This is a genomic window from Paenibacillus sp. FSL E2-0178, assembly GCF_038593005.1.
Taxonomy (GTDB): domain Bacteria; phylum Bacillota; class Bacilli; order Paenibacillales; family Paenibacillaceae; genus Paenibacillus_AQ; species Paenibacillus_AQ phytohabitans.
Map to the genome: position 1 here is coordinate 1,994,466 of NZ_CP151953.1, position 17,080 is coordinate 2,011,545.

At 52.4% G+C, this 17,080-nt stretch carries 10 protein-coding genes; 2 read left to right on the top strand and 8 right to left on the bottom strand.

Annotated features, from left to right (window positions below; translation table 11 throughout):
* Positions 1-436 precede the first annotated feature (436 nt).
* Positions 437-607, bottom strand: a complete 171-nt coding sequence (locus MHI42_RS09075) for a hypothetical protein (protein ID WP_342423558.1) — start codon at positions 605-607, stop codon at positions 437-439.
* 178 nt (positions 608-785) lie between these two features.
* Between MHI42_RS09075 and MHI42_RS09080 the strand changes: the two genes are divergently transcribed.
* Together MHI42_RS09080 and MHI42_RS09085 are read left to right on the top strand one after the other, a co-directional pair.
* Entirely contained in the window at positions 786-1,943 is a 1,158-nt protein-coding gene (locus MHI42_RS09080; protein ID WP_342423559.1) for a glycosyltransferase family 1 protein, read from the top strand.
* Positions 1,944-2,195: 252 nt separating this feature from the next.
* On the top strand, positions 2,196-3,533 hold the full coding sequence (locus MHI42_RS09085) for a helix-turn-helix transcriptional regulator (RefSeq protein ID WP_342423560.1): 1,338 nt from the start codon (positions 2,196-2,198) through the stop codon (positions 3,531-3,533).
* Between the two features lie 414 nt (positions 3,534-3,947).
* Here the strand turns inward: MHI42_RS09085 and MHI42_RS09090 are convergent, their stop codons facing one another.
* The 7 genes from MHI42_RS09090 to MHI42_RS09120 all read right to left on the bottom strand — a co-directional run bounded on the left by MHI42_RS09090 (position 3,948) and on the right by MHI42_RS09120 (position 16,999).
* A complete protein-coding gene (locus MHI42_RS09090; RefSeq protein WP_042135528.1) occupies positions 3,948-4,349 on the bottom strand; it encodes a MerR family transcriptional regulator in 402 nt (133 codons plus the stop codon).
* 178 nt (positions 4,350-4,527) lie between these two features.
* Positions 4,528-5,541 (bottom strand): SDR family NAD(P)-dependent oxidoreductase, encoded by a 1,014-nt coding sequence (locus tag MHI42_RS09095; protein WP_342423561.1) that lies wholly within the window; start codon positions 5,539-5,541, stop codon positions 4,528-4,530.
* A gap of 609 nt (positions 5,542-6,150) precedes the next feature.
* Positions 6,151-7,245: a two-component system response regulator gene (locus MHI42_RS09100; protein WP_171718558.1), complete on the bottom strand. Its 1,095-nt coding sequence runs from the start codon at positions 7,243-7,245 to the stop codon at positions 6,151-6,153.
* A complete protein-coding gene (locus MHI42_RS09105; RefSeq protein WP_342423562.1) occupies positions 7,246-11,232 on the bottom strand; it encodes a PAS domain S-box protein in 3,987 nt (1,328 codons plus the stop codon).
* A gap of 276 nt (positions 11,233-11,508) precedes the next feature.
* Complete coding sequence (locus MHI42_RS09110; RefSeq protein ID WP_342423563.1) at positions 11,509-12,438, bottom strand: YafY family protein; 930 nt, start codon at positions 12,436-12,438, stop codon at positions 11,509-11,511.
* Between the two features lie 154 nt (positions 12,439-12,592).
* On the bottom strand, positions 12,593-16,705 hold the full coding sequence (locus tag MHI42_RS09115; protein WP_342423564.1) for a choice-of-anchor I family protein: 4,113 nt from the start codon (positions 16,703-16,705) through the stop codon (positions 12,593-12,595).
* A 27-nt stretch (positions 16,706-16,732) separates the two neighbouring features.
* On the bottom strand, positions 16,733-16,999 hold the full coding sequence (locus MHI42_RS09120; protein ID WP_342423565.1) for a hypothetical protein: 267 nt from the start codon (positions 16,997-16,999) through the stop codon (positions 16,733-16,735).
* Positions 17,000-17,080: the final 81 nt, after the last annotated feature.

The window sequence follows — 17,080 nt, forward strand, 5'->3', positions numbered from 1 at the left end:
CTTGACGGTCACTTCATGACCCGTCAGCTGATGATGCGGACTGAAAATCCGCTATTTGAGCAAAACAAGCCGATTACCCGCCCAACCGGACTCAGAATCGCTTATTTGTCCGACTACTCCTCATTTCAGCCCCATTTGAACAAGATAGCGGATTCTCAGTCCGCATACCCGCCATATGGAGGTTTTTTGCTGAAATAGCGGAATCTCAGTCCACTTCAGCGAAAAGGACAAATCATATTACTGGCGCGAAGCAACTACAATGTTTACTTTGGAACAACATCATCCCGGACGCTCCTCGTAATCCATCCTATATTTTTGCTATCATCACGTACTGTTCCTATAATCACTGGTAATGTTCCTATTGTCACGTATTGTTCCTATTATCCCGATGTCGTGATAATTCCGATGCCGTTCCATGCCCGGCTTATATCAACAATTACAAAGGTTCCTTCGGAATAATCTCCGGCGGGGTCTGCGGAATGATTTCCGGCTGCTCCTGCGGAGGAACCTCCGGCGGAATCACAACCGGTCCCGGTTCAGGGATCATGTCCGGCTTCACTTCGGGTACAACTTTCGGTGGAACCTCTGGCGGCAGATCTTTATTCATATCCTCTTACCTCCTTCATTCCTGATACCTATGTATACCCGCTCCATCCCTTCTTGAAAAAAAAGCGGATTCGAAACTCCCCAATCTTCCTCTATGCCAGATGTTTAACCTGCGGTTGATCTCCATGAAATATTCGCCTGCTAAGCTCAAGGCAACAAGAATACAGGGAGGGATTCCGATGCGTCTGGCTCTATTCACGGACACGTTTCTTCCGCAGACCAATGGTGTTGCCCGCACGCTTAGCCGGTTAACCGGCCATTTGCACCGCAGGGGGATTGAGCATCTGTTGTTTACCCCTAAGTCCGCACCGGAGAGCAGCTACCCAGATCCCGTCCGCCCCATCGCCAGCATCCCGTTTTTTCTGTATCCCGAGTGCAGGCTGGCCTTGCCGGGCATGTCCTCTATTCAAAGTGAGCTAACGGCTTTCGCCCCTGATCTGATCCATCTGGCCACCCCGTTCAACATCGGCTTATCCGGCCTCCGCTATGCCCGTAAGCAGCAGCTCCCTCATGTTGCCTCCTACCACACCCACTTCGACCGTTACCTGGAATATTACAAAATGAGAAGAATTGTCCCGCTCTACTGGAAATATATGAAGTGGTTTCACCGTTCCTGCGATGCTGTGCTGGCCCCTTCCCAGGAGACATTAGCCTCGCTGCGCGCAGAGGGCTTCATGAGACTGCGCCTGTGGTCCAGAGGCGTCGACTGCACTCTCTATTCTCCTGAGAAACGAAGTGAAGAGTTGCGGGAGCGGTATGGTATGCGCGCGCCTCTGGTTATGCTCTATGTCGGGAGGATTGCCCCGGAAAAAGATATCACCACCCTGCTGCTCGCCATGCAGCTTCTGCCGGAATCCGTACGCTCCGGTGTGCAGCTGCTGATTGTCGGAGACGGGCCGCTCCTGCCTGAGCTCAGATCACAGGCACCGGACAACGTAACCTTTACCGGTGCGAAGCATGACGAAGAGCTGGCGGAGCTGTACGCTTCAGCCGACCTGTTTGTCTTCCCTTCCTGCACGGAAACCTTCGGCAATGTCGTGCTTGAAGCCATGGCTTCGGGGCTGCCGGTCATCGCCGCAGATGCTGGCGGTACCAGGGATCTGGTCGTTCCCGGTGTCACCGGGAATCCGTTCGAACCCCGTAATCCGGCAGCGCTGGCACGCGGGATTAGTATCCTAGCCGCCCAGCATGCACTGCGGGCGTCTATGGGCCGGGAAGGGCGGCGCCTCGCGCTCGGACGTTCCTGGGAGCATATTTTCGACGGATTGATCAAGGATTACGAAGAGGTGATCGAGAGCCGGAAGAGCAAAGGAGGGGCGGGTATTTTCACTGCCTAGTCCAGCTTCAGAAGCTAAGCGTCTCCTATCACCATCTGCAAAAATTCGGGAGAGCGTTCCTGTTACATTGGGGATGCTTTTTCCTGTTGTTCACTGTTTCTACCAATCACACTCTTGACCGGTGGTATAATGGCGCATATTATACACTTATAACATTAAGGACCTAAATTATGGTATTAGATTGGTGGTGTTTCTTTGGAGCCTGCAGCCACGATTCGCAGTCAATTAGAGGCTTATCTCTCTGCACAGCATATGTCCATTAATCAATTCTCCATACAGACCGGCATTAATTCGGGAACGCTCAGCCGTTTGCTTAACGGCCAGCAGCCGATCGCCATGAGTCATTTGGAATTGATTACCCAGGGGATGGGAGTACCGGAGGACCATTTCTATAGTTTGTATGTGGATGAATGCTTCTATCATTCAGCACCAACCTGGCGGCGACTGCGCCCGTTCATTCTGAGTTCAGCAGCGCTTGGGCGGCTTGACTGTATTGAACTTGTGGTTAGGAATCTGCTCGACAATTTAATCTATGCACCCATGCTGTTTGAAGTGGCCGAAGGCTTGTTTCAGGAGGGCCAATGGCAGGCAGCTGCGGTTCTGTACAAGAATGTGAGTGCAAGTGAGAAGTATCAGCATTCCGAACGGCTAGCTATATGCCAATACCGCTTATTCCGCATTTCCATTGGTGACAGCCAAGTCCTCAATCTGCAGGCGGCTCTTCTTTTTGAATGCTATATTGAGCGGTTAGAGGTAGCGGATCAGCTGGATGGGCTGAAACACCTGATGCATGTCTATTATTCACTGCACAAGTGGGACAAGGTAGATGAGCTGGCACTGGAGATGCTCCGTTTGGCTACGCTCAGCTACAATTTCCAGTATCCCGCCGGCCGCAAGGACAGAAGCGAGAAAGCTCCTGAGAAACCGTTATACTTCTACATTCTATATTCCTATCTTATGCGCTCCAGTGTGCAGGAAGAGTATGGGGACTATACAGCGGCTCTGAATCTTATTCCACAATATATGGAGGCAGACTGGATACAGGAAGACAGTGATGAGGTCCGGGAGACGTTAGCTCAATTTAAGCTTTGGGGAACGGCAAACACCCACCTCTACCGTGTAATGGCCGGGCAATATGAGGGGCTGCAGGATTATGTAGACTATATCTCTAACCACGAGGGCCAGGTTTTTACAGCTGTCTATAATATCATTAAATCAGCAAACCGCTACGGATGGAATATAGATTACATTCTTGCCAGGTTTTCCAAGCATGTTCCTTATGAACCTTACAACTCCGGCTTCGGCAAATATAATCATCAGATTATTGCAGACCAGCATGCCAGATTCCTCACTGAGCTAGCCATGTATAATCTGCACAACAAACGGCACGATGGAATTAGCGTAATACTCAAAAGTTTGGAATCATCCGTTAGAATTAATAATGAAAGCCTAATCATTAAATGTGTGAATTTGTTTGAGCAGCACCGGCATGAAGCCAGCGAAGAAGAGCAAGTGCAGTATAAATTTCTAATCAGAGAGGTGCAGGATCCAAATGACCAAAAAGTTCATCATGTTTCTAACTTCGTTTAGTCTGCTACTTGTAATTATTTTACCGGTTGGAGGTATCGGATTCACAACAGATCTTAATAGCTCCCAATTAATTTCTACTATGGGTCATGGTGCGGGTGAGGGTTAGGTCTGTATATATTTGAATATTATTGTTAAGAAAATAGTATAACGATACTCATAAGATGCTCCCGGACCCGGGAGTGTCTTTTTTGCGGAGATAGACTTAAATTTGAAGTATAGTGGAACTGCCAGCAACTAATCAACCGGCGGAGCTCGTTCTGACACCCCTCCTATCCGCGCGGACTTCCCGTTCGACTCGTATTACGCGGAAGTGAAAGGCCACCGTCTCCACTATATTGACAAGAGCAGCCGCAGGCAGTAGGTGAAGCTATATTTGACCAAGTTCAGAAGCTCGATGCTCTATAAAAGCTAGGTTCAGCACAATCCCATAGGGTTACCTGCATCGGGGTCCGGCTGGCCTTTCAGAATTGTCTCATACCGTGACAGCTTCATATTTACCGCTGTAAAAGCCCGGTCCAGCTCCTCCTGCCTGCGCTGAAGCTCGAGCTTGTGGGCCTCCAGAATGGCTTGCCTTTCGGGTATCGTGGAATCTCCTTCTGCGGCTAGGTTAACAATCTGCTTCAGTCCGGCCACTGGCATTCCTGTGGCCCGGAAGCAGGTCATAAGCGAGATCCAGTCCAGATCACCCTGTTCAAAAACACGGTTCCCCTGCCCGTCCCTCTGTAGAGAAGGCAGCAGCCCTTCTTTCTCATAATAGCGGATGGTATGGGCGGGGAGCCCCAGCTTGGCCGCAGCTTCTTTGATCAATATACTCAAAGCGGTCACTTCCCTCAGATCACGGCAGTGATCAAGTTTTTCCTATAGTATAGGGGTTAAAATGCACTTTAAGTCAAGCTTGAGTGCTTGAGTACCTGGGTGCCCTGAGCCAGCGTGGTGCTTCCCCTAGCTTCTCACCTGCGGATCGTCCGCTGAATTCCCGCAGCAGAATATCCGCTTAAATCGCGAATTCCACTCCTGTCAGCTTCTCGCTGAGCGTCCATAGCTGCTCCGCAGTCTCCCGGTCTACTGCCCAGGGCCATACCCCGGAGCCTTGCACACTGCCAGCCGGGACAGCTTCAGACAGATCAACATCCTCGCAGTAGACTCCCCCCATACCTGCCAGCTGTTCACTTACTGCGCACCAGACGCTGGTTGCCGCGCCCTGTTCCACCGTCTTCATCCGGTCTGCTCCGGCACTGCCAGCCGGCTGTTTATGCTTCACATCCTGCGCCTCCGGGATCGGCTTGACGCCAATCTCTTCCGCTTCCAAGAAGCGCCCAATGCCGGAGGATGGAATTAATCCTGGGTGCACTGCAAAGGCCCGGATTCCCTGACCCTTAGCCCTCTCATCCAATGCTATGGCGAACAGTACATTTGCCGTCTTCGACTGGGCATAGGCGGTCCATTTGTCATATTCACGGTAGATGAAATTAGGATCGTCCAGATCGACACCGCCCAGGCGGTGTGCCCGCGATGTTACGGATACAACACGGGCATTGCCTGCCTGCTTCAATGCCGGCAGGAGCCTGGCCGTAAGCTGGAAATGCCCCAGGTGGTTGGTGGCAAACTGGGATTCATAGCCCCGGGTATCCCGCGCCAGCGGTGCAGCCATAATGCCGGCACTGTTAACCAGCATATGCAGCGGCCGTCCTGAATCCAGGAAACGCCGGGCGAAGCTGTCGATGGAAGCAGGGTCCATGAGATCAAGGGCTTCAAGCTCCAGACGCGGAATTCCTGCGACTGCAGCCTTGGCCTTGTCCGGTGTCCGTGCCGGTACAATGACTGTAGCTCCGGCACCGGCGAGTACACGTGCAGTTTCCAGGCCAATGCCGGAATATCCGCCGGTTACGATGGCTATTTTTCCGCTCAAATTGAGGTTGCCGATTACTTGTTCCGCCGTAGTCCCGGCACCAAAACCGCTCCCAATCGGAGCCTGTGGTGTTGCGCTGCTATTTATATACTTGTGCATAGTTGTACCTCCTAAGTAAAGTTTCTTTCCAGGCGCATGGCCGGCTACCCGGCTCTACATAACTAATAGGAACCGACAAACTCACCTGCCTCATCGCCTTCACCTTCATGAACCATCATAATCCTTAAAGTGCACTTTAAAGCAAGCATCCATTTATCCCCTACATTTCCGCCTCCAGCCCTCTCCCCCCAAGATAACGGTGCTTAATCTCCAAAGTAATAACAAAATCGCCCGGAGGGCGAATCAAGCGGCACATCAAAAGTAAAATAACTCGGCTCGTCTACCCTACCATTGGCACATTGTATTCGGTTTTTCGCATACATTCGGCTCGTCTCCACTCTCGTTCTCTTATGCCCCCTAATCAAGGCGTACGAAGCAGCAGATTGTGCCCCGGGTCGGCGGCTCCAAATCGCTTCTAAAAAAAGACCTTCCTCCACCCCGTAAGGGATAGAAAAAGATCTTTATAGCTTATAGCTTATTTCATACCGCCTACCTACAAATACGAAGCAAGCGCCCCCTCAAAATAAACAATCTGCGCAATCCGTATATGCAGCGGACGGTCCTCCAGATTGATCTGTATAACCTTAAAATTTGCCAATCCATGACCAGTCATCCTGCCAGCTCGCTGGTATACCGCTCGGCGATTTCCTTGAATTTATGCTTGTTCTTCATGAATACCTTCACGATGTCTGGATCGAAATGTATTCCGGCATCGCCTACTATAATGCCGACCGCCTCCTCATGCGGCATTGCATCTTTATATACCCGCTTGCTCGTAAGCGCATCGTAGACATCGGCTACCGCCATCAGCCGGGCTGACAGAGGAATCTGTTCACCGGCAATCTGCTCGGGATATCCGGTTCCGTTCCATTTCTCATGATGGGAATAGACAATTTCCTTGGCGAAGCGCAGAAAAGTCTCCGGCTTGTCCATAAGCCGTTCTGCCCGCAGAATGGCTTCCCTGCCGAGTGTCGTGTGCGTCTTCATCACTTCGAATTCCTCGCGGGTCAGCGCCCCCGGCTTCAGGAGGATGTGGTCAGGAATGCCCACCTTGCCGATATCATGCAGCGGCGCGGAAGTCACAATCAGGTTAATATGCTCCGGACTCAGCACCTCCGCATATTTTCCCGTCCGGCTTAGCTGGGTGGCCAGCTCTTCAATGTAGAGCTTCGTCCGTTGAATGTGATTGCCGGTCTCCGAGTCACGCATTTCGGCAAGCGCCGCCATCGCCATAACCGAGACTTCCTGGATGAGTGAGATTTCCTTAATCCGCCGGGAGATTTCTGCCTCAAGGAACTCATTCTTGTCCGCAAGGAAATCCTTGGACTGCTTCAGGGTGAGATGCGTTTTGACACGGGACAGCAGAATCGGCGAACTGATCGGTTTCGTAATATAATCTACGGCCCCCAGATCAAATCCCAGATTCTCATCCTCCACCTCTTCCTTGGCCGTCAAAAAGATTACCGGAACCTCTCTCAGCTCCCCGTCTTCCTTAAGCCGGCGGCAGGTCTCATAGCCATCCATAACCGGCATCATAATATCCAGCAGGATCAGATCAGGAGGTGAGGCTTTGGCCACCTGTAATGCTTTTTCCCCGTTGGTGGCTACCTTTACTTTGTATTGCTCCTTCAGCAGCCCGCTGAGAAGTGAGATATTGTCCGGCGTGTCGTCAACTACCAGGATTACAGGTCTAGTGTCCAGCATTTATATCAACCTCTGTTCATAATTACTTTCTTGTATTACCGTTTCAATCATTTCTATCGCAGCCTCATATTCGAACCGGTTCAGACAGTCAGCCAGCTGAACCAGCTGCTCTGGCTGCATATATCCTGCAAGCTGGCTACGCACCGAAATGAAATAATCAACGGCTTCGCTGTCACTGTCCATCAGCATTCCGAGCAGCTTCCCGGCCATAGGAGCCAGCGGCTGTGCAACCGATTCCGGATCAAGCTCAGCCATCAGGGCGGCAGAGGGCTCGTCAGACCCCCATTGCCCGCGAATCGCTGTACAGCTCTCCAGCACAGCCGCCTCCAGCCTCAGCACCAGCGCCTCAAGCTTCTCAGGCTGCTCATGATAATTCGGCAATCTGCCCAGCGAATCGGCAAGCTTCTGCACTTCTTTTACCCCCAGGTTACCGGCTACTCCCTTCAGACTATGAGCCAGCATATACACGGCTTCCTCATCCCCCTGCTTAATGAAGCTGCGGAGCTTCCGGGCGGTATCGAGCTGGCTCTCTGAATATTTCAGCAATAGCTGTATATATAACGCCTCATTATTTCCGACACGTCTCAGGCCGTTCTCCGTATCAATACCTTCTATGCGGAATCCGGAAGTCCCTTGCGCCTCCTGCGGACAGCCGTGCTCACGTTCATCGTAATCCGGCTGCTCCTCCCTGGAAACATCCGATGTCCACCTGCTAATCTTGGCAAAAAGGATATCCGGATCGACCGGCTTCGCCACATGGCCGTTCATGCCAGCCGCGAAGCTTCGTTCCCGCTCCTCCTGCATGGTCCTAGCGGTCATGGCAATGATCGGCAGCTCAGCTTCTGCCGCCCTGATCCTCCGCGACGCTTCGAACCCGTCCATGACCGGCATCTGCAGATCCATCAGCACCAGCTGATAAGGCTGATCCGCGGACATCTCCTCAATCTTCTGCACGGCTTCCGCTCCGTTGCCGGCAATGTCGATGATCATTCCCTGGCTCAGCAGCAGTTCTTCCGCAATCTGCTGATTAATCTCGTTATCCTCCACCAGCAGTACCCGTACACCGGACAGGCCGTAATCCTTGTCCTTCACACCAGTTGCTTCATCTCTCATTGCCCTTGCCCCTGAGTCTTGCACCGCAGGAATTCCGAACCAGGCGGTGAAGGCGAAGGTACTCCCTTGCCCTTCCTCACTCTCGACCCACAGGCTGCCGCCCATAATCTCCACCAGCTTCCGGCTGATGGCCAGACCCAGTCCTGTGCCCCCGAACCTTCTTGTAGTAGAGCTGTCCGCCTGCGTGAACGCCTGGAACAGCTTTCCTTCACTCTCCTTGCTCATGCCGATCCCTGTATCCCGCACACTGAATTTAAGCTTCGTCATGCTGTCGATCATGCTGATTCTTTCTACCAGAATAACCACTTCACCCTTCTCGGTGAATTTAACGGCATTGCTCAGAAGGTTAGTAAGAATCTGCCCCAGCCGCAGCGGGTCGCCGCTGAGCTGGCGCGGAACATCCGGAGGGAGCTGAACGGACATCTGCAGCCCCTTGTCCAGTGCAGTCTGTCCTGAGATATCGACCACATTCCCGATCACATCCGGGAGCTCAAAATCAATATTCTCCAGCTCCAGCTTCCCCGACTCCACCTTGGAGAAATCGAGGATTTCATTAATAATACCGAGCAGTGAAGTTCCGGCATTATGAATCTTGGAGATATAGTCACTTTGCCTGGGATCCAGCTCTGTCTTCAGCGCCAGGTAAGCCATCCCGATAATGGCATTCATCGGTGTCCGGATCTCATGGCTCATATTCGCCAGGAACTGCGATTTGGCAGCTGTCGCCTCTTCCGCCAGATTAAGCGCGGATTTCAGCTCCTCCTCCTTGCGCTTCACTTCAGTAATATCCTCGGACACACTAAGGAGATAGAGGGGCTTCCCCTCTGCATCCAGAATCGGCACCTTCGAAGCCAGTACATATTTCAGATTGCATAGCTCGGCATCATCGGTAACAATCTCAATTTCGCTGAAGAGCCTGCCCGTCTCCAGTACCTTCCGGTCACTGCCGTTCAGCTTACCCGCCAGCTCTTCAGGGTACAAATCGTAATTATCCTTGCCTTCCATCTCCTCCGGAGTCATACCGAGGAAGGACGCTCCCGCCTGATTTGCCTTGAATATCTTCAAGGATTGCGCATCCTTGACGTTAATCATGACCGGGATATGGTTGATAATCGCATCCAGGAAATTGCGGCTGTTGAGCAGCTCCTTCTCTTTATGCTTCAGATCACTGATATCTGTCAGAATCCCGAGGTAACCGCCCACTGTACCGTCAGATAACCGGTAAGCAGACAGGGAATAGAGAATATCATGCTCTTCCCCGGTGGCGAAGTTACGCTGGATCTGCCGGGTCGCCGGCAGTCCGCTGGCCGTCACTTCATCCTTCATCTCACTCAGAATTCCGAAGCCCTCCTGCGAGAGATGCGGCAGCCGGCTCATCGGAGTTCCCGTAAAGACCCTGCGGGATACCTGGAACGCTTCTTCATAGGCCGTATTACAGCCGAGAAAGTTCCCTTCGGCATCCATATAGAATAGCGGATGCGGTAAAGTATCCACCAGCTGGGAGGTGAAATACAGCTGGTCCGACAGCTCTTTTTTGATCCGCTTATATTCCGAGACGTTCTCCTTAATGCCCACATAATGTGTGGTCTGGCCCCGTTCATTCTTAATAGAAGAGATAATGACGGCTTCCGTGTACTCTTCCCCGCTCTTCTTACGGTTAATGAATTCCCCTTGCCATTTGCCCTCAAGTATCAGCGTCTCCCACATATTCCGGTACGTTTCAGCCTGGTTCTTGTCCGACCTCAGAATCGACGGTTTATTGCCGACGGCCTCCTCCTTGGAATAACCGGTAACTTCTGTGAAATAAGGGTTTATGTATTCGATGAGGCTATCCATATCGGTGATGACTATAGACAATGGGGATTGTTCAACCACATCCATGTACAGCCGCAGCTTCTCGCTGTACTCCCTTTCGGTGTCCAGCAATTTTCTCGTATAGGCGATCTGTTTGGCATACAGCCGGACGATGAAATAAGCCATGATAATGATGGTGAAATATAGAAACACATATACAGAGAATCCTTTAATTATAAAAATCAGTGCCGGATACGCCATGAACAGCACTCCGCTCTTCAAGGTCCGGCCTTCCGTCACGGGCTGGGGTTCGGCAATGCCTTGCTCCGCCTGTATCGGATACTGGCGCACCAGAATCCAACTTGCGGCTATGCACACAATGGATAATTTATAGAGCCCGTCTATGAGGTAGCCGGACATAATCCCATTATTCAGCGCCTGGACCAGATCCACGGAGGATACCAGGGCAATGGAGGCAATCAGCAGCTTGAAGCCCGTTGTACGGTATTCCCGCTTCATGTACACCCAGATCAGCATCAGTGAGGCCAGGGTCAGCAGGGGGGCCAGCAGATAGAAGAAGAGGATCAGGGTACGGTAATTCATATCCGCCAAACGGAATGACCCGTCCTGAAAAAAGACAAACCAGATACTGCCCACAATGCATTCCAGCGTTGTGATCTGATCCCACAGCACCTGTAATTTATTGATGCCCTGTCTGAAGATTCCATACATCTGCAGGACTGCAACAAGAATAATCGTTCTTGTGACCGAATAGAGCGTAAGTGCGGTCAGGGTGAAAGTTGACGTGTCGTCAGCTGAGAAATGGAAGCCGTATAACCCTGTCAGCAGCAGCGCATCACAGATCATCCACAGGAAAAACCCGTAACTGATCAGCCGGAAGGGCCTTCTCAGCAGCGCGGGAGGCGGGCCGGATATCCGGTAATACAGACAGGCCAGCATAGGCGCTATGACTGTGACGATTCCAAACATCAGATGATTATCCAGCAGCACAGCTGCCAAATAGGCAACAATGTAGACGGCCAATCCTCCTAACCATGTGTTGGCTTTATGTGTATCCATCTGACGTTACCACCCTTGCCTCAATCAATTTATCATTCTGCAAAAGAAATCTGCGCTTATCTATTCTATACGCAGATGTCATCGTAGCTCTACTCTTTTTTTCGACATTGTTCAGCAAAAAATTTAGCCCTTCTTGTACTCCGAAGGGGAGAACGGAAGGGCTAATGCAAATCATGCGAATTATTTACTATAAAAACGCAATCAGGAAGCGGCAGCATAGGACCAAAGCGGCAGGCGGTCACCACAGGGCTATATAAGACAGCATTCTGTCTTCATTCAGCTATAGGTATCCAGAATCATTCTGGCCCTGGCCAGCAGCTTCTCCCGGAGTGACTCCGGTTCCAGAACAGTGACTTGATGGCTGTGCTGCAGGATAATGCCGAACCAGCCCTGCTCCTCTTCAGGCACCGTAAAGCCCATCACCAGCTTCTGCCCGCGTGTTTCCAGCAATCTGGCATTCGGCAAAGCCTCTTCCAGCAGCACTCTATACTCTACCGGACTGAGCAGCTTAATATGTATATAGACCCGGTTGTCACCATGCCCAGCCAGCAGAAGCTCCGCATCTCCATGATCCGAAGGGATCGGTTCGGACAGCACTAAGATATCACGCATCCGCGACAGACGGAACAGGCGGTAATCCTCCTGCTCACAGCAATAGGCAAATAAATACCAGGCATACCACTTGTACGTCAACAGTAGCGGTTCTACCCGCCTGGAGGAAGCCTCGAGATGGGCATTCGTATACTGGAATAGGACAGCATACTTCTCACGGATGGCTTGTTCAAGTACAGCGATGGTTTCGCCGGTCCCCACACCTTCCTGAAGCACCCCGAGATTCAGCTGAAAAGCTTGCGGAACCGCCGCATTATCCGGCGACAGCGCAACCATTTTCTCTACCGTATCCTGAGCCTGCCTGCTGTCATAGCCGGACACGAAACCTCTCAGCGCTGCCAGAATGTATGCATAATCCTGCGGCTGAAGCAGCTGCCTGTTCATCTTGAAGCTGTCCATGATGTAGTAGCCCCCGTTCAGCCCCTGCAGCGAACCTACGGGAATCCCGGCCAGACTGATCGCTTCAATGTCCCGCTGAATGGTCCGCGCCGAGACCTCGAACTTCCCGGCCAGCACCCGCCCGCTGACGGTCTCCCGGTTGAGCAGATAGACTACGATGCCCAGCAAACGATTAATCTTCATGGTCAGCTCCACGCTCCATCCTCATCCTTATGCGTCCCTTGTAGCTTATCCCGAAGTTCCGGATTTTTCCATGATGCATCTAACTGTTCCCTTTAACGGCAAAGGGGTGTCCAGAAGCCGCTTCATGGCCTCTAAACACCCCTCAGGAATCATTTAAAATGGTTTATTACTGCACTGCTTTGAGCAGTTTGGCTAACATATGCGCCGTTTCCTCACGTGTAGCGGCTGCCTTCGGTGCGAAGCTGACACTGCCGTCAGCGCTCGCCTGACCGGAGAGTATGCCGGCCTGCACTGCAGCAGCTGCGGCTTCCACCGCATAAGAGCTAATCAACTGCTGATCTGCAAAGGCCGTTGAGCCGCCGTTTGCCGGCAGACTCCATTTTAATGAATCTGACAAACGGATCATCATTACCGCAAGCTGCTCGCGTGTGACCGGTGCCTTGGGCTCAAATCTTCCGTCTCCCGTTCCTTGGACAATTCCGCTCTGATTCGCCCAATCCACAGCGGCCGCATAATAGTCCCCCGGCTTCACATCCGTAAAGCTGCCGGCAGCTGAGGACTCCAGCTCTGCCCCGGCCAGACGGGCCAGGAGTAGCGCGGCATCGCCGCGGCTCAGCTTGCCTTTCAGGCCAAAGTTCTCGGCGGAGACCCCGGTAACAATGCCGCGTGCCGCAAGATACGTAATGGAGTCCTTGGCATAACTGCTTGCCGTATCCGCGAATGCAAGCTTATTGTAGCCAACCGCGTACACCGAGAAATGATTCGTGCAGAAGGAGAGCAGGCCGTTCACCGGATCATAGCTGCTGCCTGGAAGGACAACGAGTTCGCCGCCTGCGCTCACCTGATAGGCAGCAACCGCATTGGCATCTTCACCGGACGCCAGTGTATAAGGGATGCTCACATCCACCTTACCTTCACCGAAGCTCGAAAGCGTCTGCGTTCCGGCCTGAACCATTAGACTTAGCACCGGCCGGCTGCCAATGATGCTGGCTGAACCCACCGCTTCCTGACCGGTCAAGGTACTGCCGAGCTCGGCTTTGGCAAGGGTCAGGCTGATATCTTCGTTGCCTGCCGCCGTGTGAATGGCGGAGAAGGCAGCCCGGTCGAAGGTAACTGTACCGGGTCCTCCGGTCACACTCACTGCCTCCAGTGAACTGCCGGCAATCTGAGCCCATGCTGCGGCTGGAATCTTCAGGGACACCGCTTCGGCCGCATGACCCGAAATGATATGCAATACAAGCTCCCTGGCATTTGAAGTCTTCAGGGTCTCAAGTGCTGCTGCCACTTCAGCAGCGGTTACCGACAGGCTGAGCTTACCCTCAGCATCTACTTGTCCCTTCAGCTCCATGACCGCTTTGCCGCCTTCTATAGTAACTGCAGCACTTGCGTTTGCAGCCCCTGCTACAGCTGGTGAAACCCCGCTTCCACCGGAAGAACCCGCCCCCGGTAAGCTGGCAACCGGACCAGCAGCCGCAACCGTTACCTGCGATTCAGCTACACCGTAGCCGTCCGCGCTGTATACCGAGACAACAACCGTTCCCGCGGCATGCGGTGTTACTTTGCCTGTCTGATCGACAGAAGCGACAGCAGCATTGGATGAGCTCCAGCTGAGCGTGCCCTTCGTGCCTCCGCTGGCCTGGGCCGTCGCCTTGAGCACTGCTGCCGTTCCTCCGGCTGTCAGAGACAACGAGGACTGGTCCAGTGTAATTTTCGTCACGTTCAGCTGGTAGACGGCAACCGTTCCCCCGACCTCGTTGGCGACCAGCACGAGCGGCAGACCGGTCGGACTTGCCGTTGCCGGGATGAAATCAATCCCTTCCGGCCCGGTGTCGGTCTCCAGATTATTCTTAGGCGTGAATTCACGGGAATTGATATAATTCACAAACTGCGGCTGCCCGGGATTGGTTACATCGTAGGTCATCAGACCGCCGATACGCTCTAGTCCGGTGAAGGCCAGCGCCCTTTTCCCCACTATGCCTACCTTGACATATTCAGGTTCCGGCCCTTTTTTGGAGCTGCGGCTGTCAAGTGTCGTGTTGCTGTTGCTTACGTTGAAATAGCCGGGCAGACGCTCCGCAGTAATCTGCTCAAAATCGCTGCCGCTGTCATAAACCTGCTTCATGTCAGCCGCATCCCATACCGAGAAAGAACGGCCTCCGTACAGATAGATGTCCTCATTGCCCATATCAGACATCACTTCTACCCCGTCATATTTCGTGGTGCCGTTCAGGAACTTGGCCGCAGCAGAATCCGGATTCAGCAGACCTTTCACTTTGCTGATCTTGGTTGCATTCTCCTTGCTGTCCCATTCGGTGGCATCCCCTTCGTTGGCTGTGAACAAATAGGTTTTGCCGTTTACTGTGTATTGGCTGATGCCGTCCGGCATGTAGACTCCTTTAAACGGCACATTCTCCAGATGGATCGTGCTGTCATTTATCAAATCAAGCTTATTCTCCGGCTTGCTTAAATCCTTGAATCCAAGACCCTTGACCCATAGCAGCTTCCCGGAGACAACATCAACCGCGGCAATCGCGTTATTCTCCTGAAGCGAGACATACGCTGTTGCCTGATCCCCGGACAGCTCGATGAACTCCGGCTCCAGATCGCGTATAGCATCCGCCTTGCTCCCTTTCCCGGTAATCAGCTTGGTCTTGGGATCAACAGCACCACGGATGTGCACAAGGTCATCAATAACCCCCGGATCGTTGAATTTCACAAGGTTCACTGCTTTGGTAGCCGTATTGATGATCGTTACACTGCCTTCAGGATCACCCGCAAGTGTGCGGGGTTCAGCCTCGTCTGCCGTAAGAATATAGCGGCCGTCTTCCGTATATTTGAGCATATCCGGCTGTACGCCGGTTTCATATTGTTCCAGCAGCCTGCCGTCATAATCCAGTACAAGCACTTTACCGTTCTTCAGCGCATCTTCTTCCTGTACAGCAACAGCAATCCGCTTGGTGGCCGTGTTGATATCGACACTCGTCAAGTCACCGTAGCTGAAGCCTCCGGTTTCTGACAGCTGCTCCACATTGATGCTGGCTTCCTTCTCCGGGTGAATGCCATCCTTCAGATTCACGATGTCCACCGATGCCGGATGGGTCGAGCCGTTGACAAGGTAGAATTTCCCGTTATCACGGTTGTACTTAATGATCTCGGCTACACCGCCATCCTCACTGGTCGTACCGACCGCATACCCGCCAATTTTGGTGATGCTGATGACATCCTCCGTAAGCGGAGCAGCCTCAGGTTGGACCGTCAGCGGGAGCATCGCATCAGACTTAATGGAAGGAGAAGTGCTGTCGTACACTGAGAAAATGACCGTTGCCGTTCCGGATTTCAGCGGAGTGCCGCTAACTGCACCGGATACGGAGTCAATGCTCAGCCCGTCAGGCAGACCCGCTGCGGAGTAGGAATACGGCTGTGTTCCGCCATATACTGAGAGCGATACGGAATAGGGCGACCCTGCAGTCGCCTGAGGCAAGGAAGCGGTCGCTATGCCCAGGGCAGGAACCGTTATCCCCCACGCGCCATCGGCACTGTTATGCGGCTTCATCCGGTTCATTGCCGCCCCATCAAGATCAGCGAAGGAAATCTGGGCAAGATCCGCTTTGTTGTTGTCGGTGTCCACGTAATCCATGCGGCGCACTGACTTTTGCTTGGAGGTGCCGCCGGTTTTGCCCGTAGGATAATCCGCCTCATAGCCATCGATCGTCGAACCGTTGTCATTGCCAGCTGTACCGATCATATCTACATAATCCGGTGACTTGTCCAGGAACGGATTTGCGTTCTCCAGTAGAGCGGAACTGCTAAGAAGGACCACCTTCATGCCTTGATTATTAAAAAGAAGTTCATCCCAGCTCTGATCACCCTTGCCGCTGAGGTCACTTTGATAGACGGGGTTCACTTTACCGTCCGTAATAAGATAGGAGGAGTGTGCTTTTATGGTGCCGGTCAGTGCAAGCTTGCTCCAGACACCGTTCTTGCCGGGATCGGAATACTGCACCGACCAGCCGCTGAGATTCACATCCGCATCTGTAGGATTGTATAGCTCAATGAAGCCTTTGGAGAAGTAGCCCTCTGTTGTCCCGGCATCCCCACCGCCGTAAATCTGGTTGACGACAATGTGCGGAACGGCAACATCATAGCTGCCGGAAGCATTATACGGAGTGCCTGACTGTATCGAAGGGGCGGCGGCTACCGGGCCTGCTGCCCATGCGGATCCGGCCGCAAGCTCTGCGGCGAGGAGAAGAGAAAGGATGGCTTTACTGGATGAATTCAAGTGATTGTCACTCCTATACTCTATAGTTTATTTTTTAACTACTTTTTTAACTACTATAGGAGACGAGTATTTGCTCACTTGAAGATTTACATAAACTGAATGTAAAGCCGCTGCCGTATACGTGAAATAGCCCCACACAGTGGGGCTGTGGGGGCTATCTTCGAAGATTTTGTAAAATCCTGCACGTAATACAACATTCTCCTCACTATACCAGTCCAAAAACCAATATTGTTGTAGAAAATGCAACATTTCTCCCCCACTTGGCGGTTTAGCAGAACTATTGTTGTATTTCATACAACAATCCTCCCGAACACCCAGATATTCAGGAATCAAAGCTGCACAATGTACAACATTTATGCCAAGAGTGCTAACTTA